Here is a 19,101-nt window from a genome sequence, read left to right on the forward strand (position 1 = left end):
TAATCACTCCTTTATTTATAGCCTGCTTGTTTCCTTATACTATTAAGAGTTCCAATTGGTAAATCTTTACCTCCGTGTACAGGAACTATTACCACTTCCCCATTCGGACCATTTAGTTTTACATGACTACCCTTTTGACTCACTTCTGAAAAACCATCTTTTTTCAGGAATTTCACCACATCTTTACCGCTGACAGAGCCAGTAGGAAACTTGCCCTTTGCAAATAATTGCAAATCCAGTTTAAGTGAACCAGAATTCTGCGCAGTTTCTCCCGTCCCCTTAGGAACACTCCGAACCGCTCCTTTAAAGCCAAACCGGGCAATCCCCTTCGATAGACCAAATCCAGCGGCGGGTAATGCCACTTCTAGAACTGCTTCGGCCGTTTTCCACTTGCCACTATATTCTTCCTGGTCCAAGTATCCTCCGTACAGCAACGTCTCCTTGCTGTAAAAGGCATTTATCTCTGATTCCAAATCATTCTTCTGGGACCCTGACAGTATTTTTTTAAAGTTTTGGTAATCCTGATCAGTTCTTTTCGGGTACACCAACTTGTAGAACGACTTCAAGTCGTTATCGCCGGAAGTCGTTTGTGCTTTTCCTGAGTTCATTATAGTATTGCTCACCAGGTGAGCTACTGAGTAGAGCTCACTATTTCCCCGGAGCTTTTTGTCATCTTTATCACTAACTTTTCCGATATCGTTATATTTGGCTTTCAAATGTTCACTGACGGAATCATTACTTTGCTCCAGCAGCAAACTGATGACGGCCGCCTGAGGCCTCCCTATCGCTCCTCCCGATCCATTCGTAATATTCTTGATCAGGGCACTTCTCCTCGTCAGTTCTTTATTGGTTACCAAATCCTTATTGGTTACCAGATTAATACCCGATATCTTCTGCGTTTTCGTATCCAGCACACTAGCCTTTTCTTCCGTGAGTGGCCACTTACTTGTGAGCCCTTTTATCACGGGTGACTTCACATCATAGGTCTTTTCCACCTTCGTGTGCGATACGATCTTGTTATTGGTTCCCACCGCCGTTTCGACCTTGGATTTAACCGTTACTTTACCGCCTGTAACTGAGCTTTTTGCCTTCGTATACGATTGCGACATCAGCTTGTCATATTGTTTATTGTCTAGCACAATCCGACCGTTCTGCACGCTGTAACCTTTGCTCTTCTGATCCGATTTGCTGCTCGTATTGAAGTTCACCGACACCCCCGATGAAAGGGTCACCGTCGTCACCTTCGTCTTGGAGTTGTACGACATACTTGCCCCCGTGGCTTTGGCCAGATCCCTCAGCGTTACCGCAGCATGTCCGTACGGATCCACGTTAGTTATCGGATCATTCAACGCATACGTATATAAGTTCAGGCTTAATGGGTCATCATCCTGCCCTCTATAGGTATCCTCCGAAGTAAACCGCCCAATGTACGGATCGTAATATCTCGCCCGTAAGTAGTACAAGCCTACCTCCGCATCGTAGAACTCACCCGCATAACGTATCGAACTGGCGTACTGTTCAACACTTAGCAGGATATTCCCGAATGGATCGTAATCGTACTGATTCTCCATCTCCCCGCTATCGCTGACGGTATGAACGACATCCCCATGACCGTTAAACAGGAAGTATGACACCTTCGAGGAAGCATCCATTCTGGCAATGTAGTTGATTCCTCGCACATAACTCACCGATACATGGTCTTCGGCATCCGTCTCCAGGATTACGGATTGGCGGTCGTAGAGATAATTCGTAACCTCGGCCTTATCCTCCTTCGAGCTGCGGGATTGCTTCCGCGTCCGGAGTCCGTCTCCGTCATAGGTGTACTCAACGCTGTAACGGATTCCGCCCTGAATGCGCTCCGAGCGCTTCAGACGGTTGAAGCCGTCAAACGTATTGCTTGTTTTTTCAAACACCTCATACAACTCGTTCGTCAGTCCGTCACCGTGCGGATTGGCACCGGTCACCTGTTTCATGTCACGGTTATGTGGTCGGATATAACCTACCTGCCGCCGTAATTCATTACCATTGTCGTCATATAAATAGACGGTTGTCTTCTCCAACGTCTCTTTTCCCTCGGCATCCAGCATCTTCTCTACGAGCTGCCGCAAAACGTTGGCGCTTGAATAAACGTACTCACTTTTCTTGACGAGATAGGTTACTTTCCCCCCGTTTGACGGATCAACATATCCGCTAGACTGCTCGGACGTATACGTTTCTAATTCCGTCAGACGGTTGCCGCTTTTGTCGTAAGCATAAAGTGTTGTCTTTCCAGGCGTCTCGACCTTCAAAATCCGTCCGGCCTCATCGTAGGTGTAATTTGTCTTGCCATAGCTGTCCGTCTTCGACGTCTGTCGGCCTGCTCCGTCATATGTATACGTATAGGAGGACAGCAGTGAACCATTGGGCTTCAAATTTTGCAAAGTCAGCAAATGGTTGTTTTTGTCAAAGGTATAGGTTTCCTTCACACCACCCGCATAAGTCACGGAGGTTCGGTTTCCTCCTGAATCATACGTGTATGTTGAAACATTCCCTTCCGATTCCACGGAAGACATCCGGTTTGACCTGTCATACGTATAGGTGGTCGTATTTCCCTTTTTGTCTTTCACCGTAGCGACATTGCCAACGGCATCATAGGTATAAGAAATTTGTACCGCTTCATCTCTGGATATGGCGGTAACCCGGTTATTTTTATCATAGGCATATCGGGTAACTCCGCTTTCGTCTGTCATGGATAAGCGATTACCCGTTTTATCATAAGTGAAATGGACGGCGTCTCCCGTCTCATCCACCACTCTTGACAGGAGCAGATTTCGACTGTCATAGGTATAACGGGTATGGTTGCCGTTCTTGTCGGTCATCTCCGCAATATTTAACGCCGGATCATAGCGGTAACTTATCCGTTTGTTGTCCGGATTGATTAATCCGATGAGCAAGCCGAAGGAGCTGTACTCGTAACGGGTAACTTTCCCTCTTCCATCTGTCATATCAAGCTTGTTGCCGGCCAAGTCGTAGCTGTACAGCACATTGACGCCCAGCGGATCGGTGACCTTGACCAGTCGGCCTGCGTTATCGTATTCGTACGTATAAGAAGCTCCCAGTGCGTTCGTCTCTTTCAGAAGCTCCCCTGCCGGGTTGTACCGATAGGTTGTTGTGAAACCCTCGCGATCCGTCTTCGAGACCAACCTTCCGGCCAAATCATAAACATAGACTTCACCGTAACGGCTATCATCCGAGCTTCCCGCCTGATAGCCTCTGGCATCTATATCCTTGATCTTGTTTCCTGTAGCGTCGTAGACATAATGTGCCGTTATCGTTTCATATGCATCCGTTATCGAGACCAGACGATTAAGCTTGTCATAAGCGAAAGAAGTCCGGTTGCCCAAGGCATCCGTCTTCGACAGTTGATTGCCTGCCGCATCATATTCGTAAGACAACTCATGACCCTTGGCATCCGTAACCGAAGACACCCGGTTCATCGCATCATAAGCGTAACGCTGGGTGAAGCCCAGTTCATTCGTCTCCGACAGACGGTTTCCGGCCGGATCGTAATCATACTTGACTGCGGCATCCGCTCCACCCCATTTTTGTATCCTCGAAGATAACCGGTTCAAAGCATCATACGTATAAGAAACTTCGCTGCCTCGCGCATCGGTCTCCTTCACCAGATTGCCGAGAAGATCGTACTCATAATCTGTAGCAAGCTCTACCACTTCAGCATTTTCAGCATCCTGGTTGTCTCCCGTGGCGACGACCGCATCCAGAGCCTGCTCTTCCGCAAGCCGGATTCGTTGAATCATTCGATTTGAGCTGTCATAGACAAATTTTTCGATATCCCGTTCGTTTGCCGAACGAGGTGCCTCTGTCCGGACAACATTGCCGTTTCTGTCGTAGAAAGTCTCTGTCGAAGCTCCGCTATTGTCCGAGCGGGTCCGTACCAGCCCATTAGAATAATAAGTGTAGGTCGTCTCGCGAAGAAACGACTTATCTTTGGAGCCGGCGAGGCTTTCTTTCAGAAGACGCCCAACCGGATCGTACGAATAAGTTTCTACCGCATAAACGGCATTTCCGCTGCCATCCTTTTCAAGGGGCGATTTCTTCTCAATTAATTGGTTTTTCGCATCATATTTATACAAGCTGACGCTTCCCCGTTTATCCTTAAAAGACAACAGGTTGCCGGCAAGATCATACTTCGATTCGGTGGTGTGACCATAAGCGTCGGTCAAGGCCTTTTCTTTACCGAATGAGTTGTAGGTATACTGTGTTTGGACGCCAAGCGGATTGATCTCCGAAATTTTACGTCCCAAAAGATCATACGCATATTTGACAACGCCTCCATCGGCGTTTGTCATCTTCGAAACGGTACCGTCTGCATTATAGCTATAACGGGTAATGAGTCCGCGTTTATCCGTAATTTGAATGACATGATCCAAAATGTCATAGTTATAAACGGCACTACCGCCTAAAGCATCGGTTTCTTTCGTTTTACGCCCAAGACCGTCATATTCCATCTCGGTTCCTGGCGATGCCGAAATACTGTTGTCCTTGTATCTCAGCCCATCAACCATTTTGTTTACACGCCCCACCGCATCATAGGACACATATTCGAGCGCCTTCCCTTCCGGAGAAAAGGTAACTGTACGGCGATTCATCGAATCGTATTTATAAGAAACCCCGGCCATTCCCATGACGGCAGTCTCGCTGTCCAACGACGAGTTATATTGGTTGGGAGCAATTTCTTTAATCAAATTTCCATTTGCGTCGTAGACGTATCTTCTAATCGCGGAAGAGCCGTCGGCCGCCGGCTCCTTTTTACGAATCAAACGATTAACCGCATCATATTCATAAACCCTGGACATCCCCGCCGTGTCGGTCTCTTGTACAAGTTGCCCATTGCCGTTATACCGATAAGTAATAATTCCATTTAAAGCATCGGTCTTACGAATCAGACGATTATCAAGATCGTAAGCAAACATCGTCGCATGACCTTTGGCATCGGTCTGTTTCTTCACTTGGCCGTTATTGTTATAGATATAACGGGTTGTCGACAAAACGCGATCAATATAAGCATCGTCAAATTGGGCCCCCGCCAGCTCTTCCTGCGCCAAATCGGACATGCGTACGAGGAGCGATTCGGCGACGAGATTGCCTTGAACATCATACTCATAGCGGGTCATATCATAATCATTGTCCGAAACTTTTTGTTTCTTGAGAATAACATGATTTGTCCGGTCATACTCAAAAAGGGTTTCTCGGCCATTCGGTCCGGAGGAACGAATTAAACGCCCCGCTTTGTCATACACGTTCATAACTCGGTCGCCTGTCGATGTCTTTACCGGAGTTCCTGACATACCCGCCGGCTCCTCGTAACGGAAGGTTTCGGTTTCAAGCAAGCGGTTCGCTTCGTCATATTTCATTTCGGTCCGCTTGTACAGATTATGCGAGCCGTTCACGGATACGAACTCAAGCTTGGTTGTCACATTACCGGAGGCATCGTACTCCATTCTTTGTTCGTTTCCGGCCTGGTCAAGCTTCCTAACGAGTTTACCCTTGGGAGAATAGAAGAAGCTCTCGGAGGTCCCATCGGGATATTCAATTCGAGCAGGCTGATCAAAGATGGTCAGATACTGCTTGGTAACGCCTCCATTGCGGTCAACCGTCTTTTTCCAGACCTTTCCGGTCAAATCATAATCATACGTCTCGCTGTTGCCGTCCGCAAACACTTTCTCTTTCAGGAGACCGTTCAGATAATAAGAATAATTCGTTGTCGCTCCTAAGGCATCCGTTTCCGCAAGCAGATTACCGGCACCGTCGTATTTATTCCTTTTGGTAAATAACAAGGATCCGGTCTTCAGGTTGTCGGAAGCCGTCTGTGCAGAGATGATCTGTACCGGACGATCAAGCGCGTTATATTCGAACACGCTTCCGATAGAAGCGTTCGGATCGGCAGCATTATATCCCTCGCCTTGCACTTCCAGTACAACGTTGTCGCGCCCATCGTAGTGCTTGTACGAAATCACTGTCCGGGTTTGTCCGTCAAAAACGGATGTGCGAACAAGCCGATCAAGCGAATCATACTCTTGTTCAATGCCCGGGGCCTTTTCTTCCGGCAACGATGAATATCTCGGATCGATCTCCTTGGTTTGATTTCCGTTCGCATCATAAACATATCTCCAGGCATTCCCCAGCGGATCAGTCTTCCGGATAAGTCTCCCCATCCCGTCATAAGTATACCCCATCGTCGCGTCCGTTCCTTGAACGGTCTGCGTTTCGGCGATTACCCGGCCGGCCCGGTCGTAGCTAAACTGTGTTTTCTTGCCCTTCGCTTGGCCTCCGTACGGTTCATACCTTGCTATTACCTGATTTCGATAATCGTAAACCATTATGATCGTATCAAAAGAAGAACCGTTGTAGCGTTGCTCTTCCACAACATTGCCCGATGCATCCCGCTTATATATATGGTGATAGCTGCCGTAAACGCCCTTGGTTTCCTCCGGTAGAGTTCCCGAGGTTCCACCTGTTTCTTCCGTAACACGTCCGGCATAATCGTATACCCAGGTATTAAATCTGAACCCTTTTTTCCCCGCATCCGCGTATTGGATGGTCTTGATCCGGTTTCCGTTCTTGTCATATTCATGAGCAATATGCCCCATTCTGGAAGAGTCCATCTTTGGATTTTCACCGATGAGGCGGTTAAGCGAATCATAGGTGTACCCGGTATCGGATGCAATCTGACGGCTGCCGGCGAGCGACTGTCCCTTCTGCGAGGAAATGACGTTTCCGATCAAGTCGTATTCGTAAGCTTCGTAGAAATAATCGGCCGAGCCTTTCTCCGAAATCCGTTTTTCCGTCACTCGCCCCAGCTCGTCAAAGGCATTCAGTGTTATTTTCCCGCCGGGCTCCTCTTGTTTCAGAATCTGATTCAGTGCATTGTAAGAATAGGCTGTTGTGTTGCCCAATTCGTCCTGCTCAGACAGCAATCGGCCAATACTGTCATACCGATAATGCTTGGAGTGGTTTCTTGCATCCGTCTCCTTGATCAAATTACCTGTATAATCGTATTCGTATAGGCTCTTCAGGATACTGCTTCGATCAGGCGTTGTTTCCTTGCGAATCAAGCGATCCATGATATCATAATAAAATTTCTGAGGATACCCTTCTTCGTCCGTTATCGTTACCAGCAAAGGAGCATCGCCGGCAGAGTCCGTACGGTATTCAACGTTAACTGTTCCTTTGGCTGCCCCGTTCTTATCGTAATACGCTTTCTTGATCAATTGATCGGCGCTGTCATACTCATAGCGGATGGTGTTGGCGGTTGCATCCGTTTCTTCAATTTTGTTGTGCTTGGAATCATACCGGACAGAAGACAGAACGGTCCACTGATCGGCGGAGTTCCGTACGCTTTCCTTGACCTGATATCCTAAAGTGTCATATTCGTAAAGAAAGACGTTCTGCTCAAAATCCGTTTGGCGAATTTTCATATTCGCATCCCCATCTTCCTCATAGGCGAAAGTTTGCTTGCCGCCATCCGGGCGAATGGTCGCCGTCAGCCGTTCCAGAGCATCATATTGATACTCTGTACGATTCCCTCTGGCATCCACCTCCGCTGTCATATTGCCTGTACGGAAATCATAAGCATACCTTTTTGCTGCCTGCTGACCTTCAAGAACGCGGTATTCCCGCGTCAAATAGGCACCTTTTACATCATGTCCGTCGGCGTCGGCACCATACTCATAGTAAGTTGTATACGTCTGGCCGGCCGATTGAACCGATTTACTCAATACATTCCCGTGCCCGTCATAAGTATAATCGGTCACAATCCATTGGCCGGTATCCTCCGAATTGACCTTCGTCTCCCGGGCCACATTGCCCTTATCGTCAATTTCGTAACGATCTTGAACCGTCGTATTCCGATCCTGCTTCCACGTCTTGGATGTAAGCGCATGGAATTTATCATAGGCATATGTATAAACGACAGTATGTTCCGTATCCAACGGTTCTCCATTTTCATTCCGCTTGGCTTCCGGACCGGTATAATTGGTGAGATTGCCGTATTGATCATACCGGTAATTCTCGATTTTACGAACGGGATTGTTCTCGGCTTTACCGCTCTTCACCTCATAAATCAAGGTTTCCGTTTTCTTGACAAGCTTCATATCATCAAGCTCATTTTTGGAGACTTCCTTATGATCGTTGCCTGTCTGTTCGGTCGTAACCAACTGATCCAGCCCGTCATATGTATACTTCACTTTGCTGCCGCGAGCGTCGGTCATCTCCGTAAAATAACGGTAAGTATCCTTCAAATAATTGTAATCGTCTTTTTTGTAACCCTCGAATCCATAGCCATCCGCTTCATTGATGTAACTATAGGTTGTTTTATCGTTAACTTCAGTAAGAAAACGATCCTCAAATTTCTTTTGGGAAGAATCATAGCCTTTTTTGGATATTTCCCGCTTCTCGAAAATTTTACGGTACTCCATGCTTCCTTTCTCGTTCAGATTTCTTTTGGCAGAACCATAAATATAGCGGGAAATCCGGTTTGTCTTCACATAATCGATTTGGGCCAGGTTCTCATAGCGAATGAAAGCCGAATACTTCTCTTTGTTCATAAACGTAAATCCCAGATCGGACTGCTCGTACCAAAAATGGTATTTTGGCAATCCATCCACGTCATAAACACGCTGCAACCGGGCCCGAAGCACCTGCTTCGTCTTGTTCACCAGCGCGGCCGTCTTGTCGTAAACGAGGCTTTTTCCGTTCGGAAGATGTACGATGACCTGGAACTTGCCTTGAAGATCGCCGGAATCGCTGTTATTCGGATTCTGTGAATTTTTATAGGATTCACCTGCTCCATACACTTTATTGTCGAGCTTTCCGACCTTAAAAGAAGCGTCTTCTTTGTACTCAAAGGTCGTCACCCGACCGACGGAATCGGTAATTTTGGTGATGAGCTTCTTGGTGATCGTCTTGTTGTCAATTTTGTATTCCAGCTTTGTTCTTTCAAACACCATTTTATTTCCATAACGGTCCACGATCCCAAGGATAACCCCATCACCGTCGAAGTAAGTTTTCTTTCCATCCTTGCCGGTCATCACATATTTGGAGGCGCCGTCGCTTTGTCCGTTGTTGAACTCGTTCGTCTCGCGAACCACTACATCCTGAATCGTCTGCCCGTCCGGTATGTATACGGTTTCGCCGTTCATGGTGTAGGGTTTCAAACGGTAAACGTCTCCGCTCTCCGTATGCAAAAACTTATGGGTGGTTTTGTCTTCGTTCTCTCTCATCTCAATCGTCGGAAAAGAAAATCTCGTGCCTATGCCAAGGTTATATCGATCCTCGTAAAAAGTCGGCGTTTCGATATCCTCCACATAATCCACCCAGGCACCTTCGACGTATTTGACCTTCATTTCGTGAAGGTTGGCATTTCCACTGCTGTATATTCTTTTGATCTCAAGATCAAGCCCGTTTCGCCCGGGAAGAATATAGTCGGTTTGCACAAGCGACAGATTCCCGCTCTGCGGGCTGATTGATTCCTCATCCGTATGGGTGCGCAAATAAACGGGCGACAGCTTCGTATTATATTGCCGCTGGGGCCCGATCAGATTGTTCAATTGATCTTCCAACTTTTCCGCGTAGGCCGCCTGGCCAAACGCCGCCATTAAGAATATGAAAAATAAGAACATTACACTCAAACGCTTCAACCGCAGCACCTCCAAATTCTAATACGATGCTCCAAAAATAATCAGTAGGACGAGTAACGCCCCGCCCAGGCTTTCGCCATAATATCCGTCTCCGTCCGGCCTGCCTTCATTTGGGACACTACTTCTTGAGGCTTCAGTCCGACCTTCTGCGACAGTACAAACGCTTCGGCTACTTTCTCTTGCGGAAAAGTAGTAGTAGAGAATTTCTCCAGTTGTGCGGCCGTTATTTCAACGCGGGGAAGTGCCGAAGAACCGTTAACAATCCCCAACTCCGCGGCGATATCCTTCCACTTCTTTCCACTTTCCAGCTTGGCAGACAGCATGGAATCCATGGGCTCGCCGGTGACGAAGGATAAACGGTCGGCTATCATAATATCGTCTACGCTGATATTGGCGGCGGACGTCAGGCTCTCCAGGTATTTCGTATCATATGTACGGGGTACGAACCCATCATGACGGTTCAAATAATCCGCAAATACTTTGGCCCAGGAATCCCCCCTCTCTTTGCGCTTCACAAGAGGCTCCAGTTCACCGATCTTCCCGTATTGGTAATAAAGAAACGTATAAGCAACCATCAGGTCGCGCCGACTGTGCTGTTCTCCGCGCAAACGTTCAAGCTCTGCCCGGAATTTGTCGTGGACATCAAATTCATTTAACCATTCCTCATAGCTTTGCTTGGGCGCAGCTCCGAGCAAGCCTCCTTGCGCCAGAACCCGACCAAGCTGAACCAGGCCGCCAAGCAGCAAAACCACAAGCAAAACGACAACAACATGCTTTGTTCTATGACTCATAAACTAGCCCCTTTACGGCAAATTAGGATTCAACGAATCCAGCTCTTGCTTGATTTGATCGGCAGGGTTTACCGGCTGAACATGGGGAGCCTCCGGCAAAGCGAAATCCGCGGGCCGGGAAACGATACTATCGCCGGGCAAAGGAGTCCCCGTTCCGGAAGGCTGAGGTATTGCACTGTCTTCTTTACCGGAGGACTCCAAACTATGCCGATTCATTCGGCCAAGAAGCGACTCTTCCAGAAAACCGGCTGTCACTAGCAGATCCGGAGTCAGTCCGGCCAACTTCTCTTGCTTGCTCTTCAGATAAGCATCCGGATCATCAATATATTCTTTCAAATCAAGCTCTAGTTGAAGCGACAGTAGATACTCGTCCATAATCAGCGTCTGATCATGAAATACTTGCTCCAGAATAAGCAAGTAATAAACGGCCGAGGCTGCATCGTATTTCCCCGCAACGTTTTGAAGCGCCTCCAGCCTCAAATCCTCCTTCTTGGAAGGATCGGCTGGCTCCTTTACCGGCGAAGAAAGGGGTTCTGTACTTTTTTCATCCCTTACAATTTCCCTGAATTGGAATTCCACCCGCTCCGCAAAAAGACGAGCAGTTTGAATCTGCCGATCGCTGTAACCCGAATCTTTAAGCTTGGCAACCGTATCCTCCATATTCGCTGCAGTTAAAACAGAATTTCGCGTTTTTCGCGACTTCTTGCTTGTCCCCGCCTTGCCCTGCACTCGCTCAAGCACCTCGTTCCACGATATCCCGGTCTCTTTTAGCCTTATAATCTCTTCTGCCTCCACGCCCGTCATATTCGAGATATCGGCGGCGATTCGGATATCCGAATCGCCGATGGAATGATCGTTACCGCTTGCATTTTCCGTCCCCCGATTCGCTATGGGATAAACGAAAGATGTAGCAATTAACACCGGAATAAGAATAGATACGACTATGCGACGCTTTCTCTTACTTATAGGCATCATGTTATCAACCTCGCTATTTCACGGTTATTCAACCAGAACATTAATCGTGGACTGACCGTCGATTTTGGATTTGAACACCAATGTGGATACCTCTCCCGACCAGGAAGTCCCCGGCACGATATTATGCTTGAACGTATAGGCAACTCGTCCTTCCTCGTACGTGACCTCCAGTTCCGAGCCTGGAATGGAGCCGGAGGTCGTCAAATCCGGCGTGGGAGTATACTGGAAAAGGTCGACGACCTCAAGCTGATTTGGATCGTATTTGACAACATAGGTCAGTTCACTGAAGTCCTGAACGTTAAAGGCCAGTAAGGACAGGTTAAAAGATTGGCCCGCGCGGACGTCAACCACATAATTCGGGTTTGTCGTGCTCGCAATCAAAGCCGGACTCCATGCCGTAACTCCTGTTCCGTTCTTTGCCCGCAGCCGGTAAGTATGCGACGTTCCCGGCATCAGATCCTGATGATTGTAAGTATCCAGATTACCGGCGTCAATCATCACTCCATCCACCTCGAGATCGTAGCCGGTCGCTCCATCCACCCGCTTCCACGACAATTCAATGGAATCATTCGCAGGAAAACCGCTCAAGTTTTCCGGCGCGTCCGGAGGATCGGGCAAAGTGGAAAGCGAGAGTACCGCCACCCATATGCCGGGCTTGTCATCCTGCTTCAGTCGAATCCGGTACGTATGGAATTCTTCGGCTTGAAGACCGCCATGATGAAAAATAGTGTTGTCGCCGTTATCGCTCATCCGCCCGTCAACTTCAATCTCATATTTTGCATTTCGGGCAACCGTGTCCCAGGAGATCGTAATCGACCGGTTTGTTACAACGGCTGCCATATTGGTAAGCGACATATCGGTCTCGCCCGCGTCGGCAGGGAAAGTGGCCATGGCCGCAGGATTCGTCCAATCGCTGTACCCGCTAATATTGCGGGCCCTGATACGATAGGAATGCGAGGTTTCCGGATTCAGACCGCTATGAACAAATTGGGAATCGCTCACCGTCACAATTTTTGCGCCATCAATTTCCACTTCGTAGTCTTCCGCATGTGCGACCTGATACCACATCACCGTAATCGTATTCTGTTCAGCCGTTGTCATCACATTGGTCGGCTTTAAAGGTCTTTCCGGGTGCGTCGTAACTGTCAGGGGCGCGCTCCATAAGCTTTTGCCGCCTGCATTCACAGCGCGGACCCGATAGGTATGCCCACTGAGCGGAAGCAACCCCTCGTGCAGAAAGCTCGTAGCCCCCTCATTGTTCAATATGAGACCGTCGGCTTCCACCTCGTAACCGGTTGCTCCCTCTGAAGCTTTCCATTGAATTGTGACTTCATGGATAGCTACTGCCGAGGATAAACCTTCAGGTGTTTTCGGAGGATAAGGCAGTGTTTGAACGGTAACCGGCACGCTCCATTCCCCGACTCCTCCCGAATTCTTCGCGCGAACCCGATAGGTATGGTCCGACTGGGCTTCCAGACCGCTCTGAACGAATTTCGTCTGCATGTCTCCCTCAATCACCGTTCCATCCGCTTCAACGTCATAACTCTCCGCGCGCGCAACGGAATCCCACGTGATAGTAACCTCGGTCTGAGTCGGCCGGGCTTGAATGTTGGCTGGAATCCCCGGCGGATCCGGCAGCGTGAATACCACTACCGGCTGGCTCCAGTTGCCTGTCCCCCCTGCATTGTTGGCCCTCACCCGATAAGTGTGCCGCGTATTCGGAGCAAGTCCGCTGTGCGAAAAAGTCGCTGAAGCACCAACGCTTATGACCGAGCCGTCCGCTTCCACCTCAAATTGTGTTATTCCCGCAACAGGCGGCCAATTTAGGCGAATCGAATGCTGTTCCGCGTTAGAGGTGATGGCCGAAGCCGCTGGCGGGGCCGCCAGTGTGCTTAGGGAGAGCGTCGCCCCGAAATCAGTTTCCTCACTGTTCTGATTTCGCGCCTTGGCCTGAAAAGAGTACTCTGTATTTGAAGTCAGGCCTGTAACGGTTATTTTCTTGTTCGTTGGCATGATCCAGCTCGGTGCCGTCGTCAAGGTCCCCGTCCCGCTCACATATAAAGCCCCAGACCTTACCTGATAAAAGGTTGAAGCCGGATTACTGTCCTGCAATGACAGTACTGCCGACGTTTCTGAAGCCTGCTCCCTCCCAAGTATTGGAACCTGGCCCTTTGTCCAGACAGTTTCAATTTTTTGGGCGATATGACCAGCTGCATCGCGGGCTTCGAATACAACGGTATAGGCTGTATTGGGAACCAGATTGGAATGGGTGAACGTCGTGGCGCTTGTCCATGAGCTTGGAAGCGATCCAACGGTGTAACGATACGGAGCGGTACTTAAACCGGAACCGCTGTCGGTAGCCGATCCTGAGATCTGAATCGTTGTCGCCGTTGCTGCCGTCCGGATGGTCCCCAGAGTCGGGACGGACTTGTCCACCTTGACGGTCACTGTATCCTGCACCGTATCCGACCCATCGTATACGGTAAAACGAAACGTATGATTACCTTCGGAAAGTGTGCCGATATTAAGCGCATTGAAGCTCACCGTTTGGGCGGTCATTGTGTTGGACACCGTTTTTTTGTCACGAGGCACCGTTTCCGAATCGACATAGTAAGCCAGTTGCAATGTGTCGCTGTCCGGATCGGTTACTTTGACCGAAGGAATAAACGCCGTGTTTAAGTCGCTTAACATTTGCCCAGACGACGGATTAATAATTTCGAGTGTCGGTATCCGTTGAATCTGTTCAAAAATACGGGTCAAACTTGTGCTGAAATTGCTGTACAAGTCTAGATACATGCCGCCGGTTTGATCCGATAACTGCTTGAATTGACTTTTTATCTCGTCAATACCGATAGTTGTAAGTTTAATTTTCATGCTGTTCATATATTGAATTACGCTGGGAACCGTGTACCCCTGGTCGCTGGTGACAACCTCATCCCCAATTAGAATAAAGTATTTGCTTGCATTAACGTCGAAGGGGTAGTATTGGGCAGCATTCATAATCGCATCGAGGCCGTTCTCGGTGCCGCCATCCACGCTGATTTTGCCGAGTTGAGCCTTGAATGTATTCACATCGCTGGTAAATGCATACCTTGTGGATGTCTCTTCATAAGAGACCAGTCCCAGGCGGTAGGAAATTCCTCTGGCCGCCAACATATCCGCAAATGCGGCAACATTGTCCTTCACCGCATTGATGGAGGATGCCATACTTCCGGATCTGTCGATCACAAAGACGATATCGATGCTGCTTTTTGCCAGTGTGGTCGATGGAACCGCAAGGGTTGAAACGAATAAAAGCAAGCTAAAAATCCATGACAAACGCTTCAACATATCCACTCCTTCAATAACAAACTACTCCACGATATAAGTAATACTGGAAGGGTTATTCGTTTTGGCAAGAAAACGGATTCCATTCACGAACGTTTTACTTCGATCATGCACCCTAATTACAATCTCTCCGGGGTTGAAGCGTTCAATAGTCATTCCGGCTTTCTCTATAACCCCTGTAGTTAGTTCAATGTCTGGCGTCACGGCGCTTAAGTCTATCATTTCAACCTCATCCGGTTCATAGGTAACAACGACTGTCCGCTCGGAGGTACCTGCCTTCTGCGGAGCCACAACGACGAGATTGAAAAAATTATCCTTGCCGACATTGACGATGATTTCGGATACTGTCTTCTTCTCAAGGGCGGCTGACCACTCATTCTCTTGCTCACTGCTGTGGACACGGACGCGATAGATATGAATCGTGTTCGCCTCCAAGCCCTTATGGGTATAACTGGTCGCCATAATGTTCGGTACAATGGACCCATCTATCTCCAGGTCGTAGCCTTCACTACCCTTTCCGGCAGTCCACTCCAAAGCTATGGAATCCGTTGTGGATGTAGCTGAAATAAATTCAATCACTTCAGATGTAGTGGCAAGGGAAACTGGCTTACTCCATTCACTGGTTTCAGCCTCGTTTTTTGCCCGAACCCGAAATGTATATTGCGCTCCTGGAGACAAATTCTGATGCAAATAGCTCACAGCTTCTCTGTTATCCTTGACTTCTCCGTTGATCTCAATATCATAGCCGGTGGCTCCTATGACCTCATCCCATGACAGGAAGATTTTGCTTGTGTAAGATTTAGCTTCCTTGATCACCGGAATACCCAAAGCGGCAGACTTCGTGAAGGCGGAACTCCATGTCCCGGCCAAATTCCCATTCTTGGCCCGGACCCGATAGACATGCCAGGAGGAAGGAGCCAGACCGCTATGAATATACTGGAGAGTATCGCCGACATCAACCATTTCACCATCTACAACCAGATCATATCCCGTTGCCCCAGCCACTGGATCCCAACGAACCGTTATCGTATCCGTGGTCGTTTCAAAGCGAATATTGGACGGAACCCCCAGTGCTGTGACTGCCGTTACTTTATCACTCCAAGGACCGATTCCTCCCTCGCTACGGGCCCGGACCCGATATTCGTGCTCTGTGAACGGCAAGAGATCAGGGTGGACAAAGATAAGCTCAAGACCGTTGCTAATCACCGTTCCATCCACCTCAACATCGTAACCCTTGGCCCCTATGACAGGATCCCAAGTAAGAGTAACCACCGAATCGGTAGCGATAGCCTGCAAATTTACAGGAAAGTCTGCCAGAGTTGTAATCATTAAAATATCGCTCCATTCACCGAAAACTTCTCCGCTTCTTGCTCTTACCCGATAAGTATGGTCTGTGTCAGGCGGAAGTCCTTGATGAATAAAACCATTGTCAGCTCCGGTATCATGGATGACTCCATCCACTTCAATATCGTACCCGGTTGCCCCCGGCACTCTATCCCATGCAACAACAATCCCCTGGCTCTGGGGCTCTGCCCCAAAATTTTGCGGTATCGAAGGCAGCGTTACAGCCCTCACCAGATCGCTCCAGGGACCGTAACCTTGCGCATTGCCGGAACGAATCCGGTACGTATGCTCCGTATTGGGCTCCAGCCCCTGATGCAAATATTGCGTACCTGTGACCTGGATTGAATGCCCATCTACCTCCAGTTCATACCCTTCAGCTCCCGATACCGCATCCCAGCTCACCTGGATGGAGATATCCTTAGCCTTGGTTTGTAAAACTCTGGAGGACCCCGGCAAGGTCGTTTTCGCCAGAACTTCACTCCACTTGCCCGCACCGCTAGAGTTTACTGCACGGACGCGAAATGCCCGTTGTATGTTCGGATTCAAATCCTTTTCGATATATGTCGTAAGATTGTTGGTACTAACTATGTCCCCGTTTGTCTCGACTTCATAGGATACCGCACCGATCACTTCATCCCATTGCAGCCGTATTTGCTCACTCGTGGCATCCAGCCGAATATTGGCGGGTATTCCAGGAAGCGTCCATAGCTCGGTGACCTTGGACCAATTTCCGTGAAGGGCTCCGGCGCTGGCTCTAACCCTGTATGTATGCTTCGTTCCGGAATTTAATGGCTCATGTACATATTGATTCTGTACATCCAAACGTTTAATCTCGCCATCTATTTCCACTTCGTATCCTTCCGCATTGAAAGCATCCGTCCAGACAAGGGCAATATCCCGATCCGAAGGGACAGCCGATAATTCCGGTACGGCAAACGGAGTCAGTTGAGCCTGAGGAACTACCTCTTCCTGCACCATACCGCTGCTCCATGACAAAACCGCTTTCGGCTGATTCCGATCAGTCGCAAACTCCATTTGTATATCGTAAAGACGCCCGGCTTCCAGCGATACCGTACCTTTCTGGCGATCGTTCCCCCCGGACTTGTCCCATGCATCAATCAGCAGTTTACCGTTGACCCAAAGCCTTACACCGCCATTAGCCTCAGTGCTGAATGTGTACTCCTCGGTTGTATAGGCTTCAATCATGCCTGTCCAGCGAATCGAAAGCCCTCCATCGTTCAAATCGGGTGAAGAAACAGGGAGTTTTCCGTTGAGGTTAACATTGGCATCCAACAGCGTGATTTTTTTGCCTCGCAAATCTTCCTCCACAAAGTACTCCGCCTTTAAACCATAAGGAATATATTTAAGCTTGGTTTGGCCTTCATGGACATCCCCCGAGCTTACTACAGGCTTTTGATTGGAGGTTATACTGCCTCCGATCGCCCATACGCCCCCGGTATGAACATCAAGTTGATTATTGACATGGACATCGTTGGTGATAAATAGGTCCCCCTGCCCCACTATGATCCGAGCTTTATCATTATTTGATATCAAATTCCCCACGATCATTTCCTCGGTGATATTCATGTCTACCTTCGTATTGATGTGCAAGCTATTCTCAACAATCAAGCTTTTAGCACTAATATCTAGTTGACCGCTGTTATAGATCAATTTATCTGTAACGAGTTCATCTGCCACCTTCAGAACAGAATTCTGATTCAAATGAATAGTCCCCTCGACCCGCAGGTCTGCCTTAACTGCCGCATCACTATCATCGGCAGACTGAACGATAATCCGCCCCCCTTGATTGGCATTCAAATCACCTCGCACAATCAAGGTACCGTAGACAGTTATCGTTACTGCTCTGTTTATATTCAGCCCATTCGTAATTAAAAAGACAGGCCGGGAAGGGGAACCGAACGTGACGGAATTGTCCAAATTGAGTTGACCCGTATGTATGGCGGCTACTGGTTCAAAGCTTCCATCAATTGCTGTGGCAATTGCCTCTGCAGAGCCAGAGCAGGATACAGCTTGCTGCTCATACGGCTCCCAAGCCTGTTCAAGCTCATTCAAGCGTTCGTTTAGATAACGCCGAATTTCTTTGCTTAATCCGGGAACAAGGATTGAAGGGACCGCATTATGTTCATTATTTTGAGTGCCTGAAAGAATAATCTGATCGCCAGGCACCTTGTTTTGCTCCGCAGGCAAACCGATATAAGGCGGCTTCATTTCTCGGGTAACTTTTTCAGACGCTCCAGAGGGCCTGATCTCCAAGTATTGAAGAGCCGTTGTGTTCGAATAGTCATCATGGTGCAGGGTAAGCCTTCCGTCTCTTACAATGACCTTTCCAGCGGCAAGTCTGGATTCACCCATTGGAACTTTTACATGGTCCCAAATTACGGTATCTTCAGCATATAACGTGTTTATGCTATCAAGTTCCTGGTCACCAACTGCAATTTTTAGATCATAGCTTCCGTTGGGTATTTCAATCTCCCAGACAGCTTCCGCCTTCATCCGAATAAAAGAGTTTTCTAGTGGCCGGCCATATGTGCTGGACACAACCGTCACAGCGGTATGCTCTGCACCCCATCCATATTTTGAGCCGCCCTGTTCCTCAAATACGTAACCGTAATCCGGTAAATATCCACCCGTTTGCTCCGCTTCTGGAGAAAGGAAATCAATTTTTATGGCAGTGCGAGAATCGGCCGAATCTCCATATGTACTGTCTGTCACTGTTATGGCGGTGTAATCGGTAATCTCTTTGGAATCGCGCCCGCTCTGCCTCTCGTAACTGCTGTTGGAAGGCGAAAGAGGTGATGTCGAAAAAGCGTAAGCTTCCCCTCCCCAAGGTAAGGAAATTTGAGTAATAACTACAAAGCATAAAACGGTTGCAATCACTTGAATAAATTTTCTCATTCGACAATTCTCCCCAATCCGGAAAGGATAAAAAAAACAAGCCCATCAGA

Annotated in this window: 5 protein-coding genes; all 5 read right to left on the bottom strand. The window is 48.4% G+C overall.

The genetic code is table 11. The features are described 5' to 3' along the window. Positions 1-11: 11 nt before the first annotated feature. The 5 genes from V4U88_RS22880 to V4U88_RS22900 all read right to left on the bottom strand — a co-directional run bounded on the left by V4U88_RS22880 (position 12) and on the right by V4U88_RS22900 (position 19,051). Positions 12-9,698 carry an RHS repeat-associated core domain-containing protein gene (locus V4U88_RS22880; RefSeq protein WP_334075560.1) on the bottom strand — a complete coding sequence of 3,229 codons (9,687 nt, stop codon included), beginning with the start codon at positions 9,696-9,698 and terminating at the stop codon, positions 12-14. Positions 9,699-9,739: 41 nt separating this feature from the next. Beyond that, complete coding sequence (locus V4U88_RS22885) at positions 9,740-10,489, bottom strand: hypothetical protein (protein ID WP_334075561.1); 750 nt, start codon at positions 10,487-10,489, stop codon at positions 9,740-9,742. A gap of 12 nt (positions 10,490-10,501) precedes the next feature. Next, positions 10,502-11,410 carry a hypothetical protein gene (locus tag V4U88_RS22890; protein WP_334075562.1) on the bottom strand — a complete coding sequence of 303 codons (909 nt, stop codon included), beginning with the start codon at positions 11,408-11,410 and terminating at the stop codon, positions 10,502-10,504. Positions 11,411-11,488: 78 nt separating this feature from the next. Further along, a complete protein-coding gene (locus V4U88_RS22895) occupies positions 11,489-14,794 on the bottom strand; it encodes a fibronectin type III domain-containing protein (RefSeq protein WP_334075563.1) in 3,306 nt (1,101 codons plus the stop codon). Between the two features lie 21 nt (positions 14,795-14,815). After that, on the bottom strand, positions 14,816-19,051 hold the full coding sequence (locus V4U88_RS22900) for a fibronectin type III domain-containing protein (protein ID WP_334075564.1): 4,236 nt from the start codon (positions 19,049-19,051) through the stop codon (positions 14,816-14,818). Positions 19,052-19,101 lie beyond the last annotated feature (50 nt).

The organism is Paenibacillus sp. A14 (assembly GCF_036864815.1).
Taxonomy (GTDB): Bacteria; Bacillota; Bacilli; order Paenibacillales; family Paenibacillaceae; genus Fontibacillus; species Fontibacillus sanfengchensis.

What these genes read in the sequence shown, in the direction of transcription:
- V4U88_RS22895 (WP_334075563.1), bottom strand. Translation starts at nt 14,794, where the DNA reads ATGTTGAAGCGTTTGTCATGGATTTTTAGCTTGCTTTTATTCGTTTCA.
- V4U88_RS22885 (WP_334075561.1), bottom strand. Translation starts at nt 10,489, where the DNA reads ATGAGTCATAGAACAAAGCATGTTGTTGTCGTTTTGCTTGTGGTTTTG.
- V4U88_RS22900 (WP_334075564.1), bottom strand. Translation starts at nt 19,051, where the DNA reads ATGAGAAAATTTATTCAAGTGATTGCAACCGTTTTATGCTTTGTAGTT.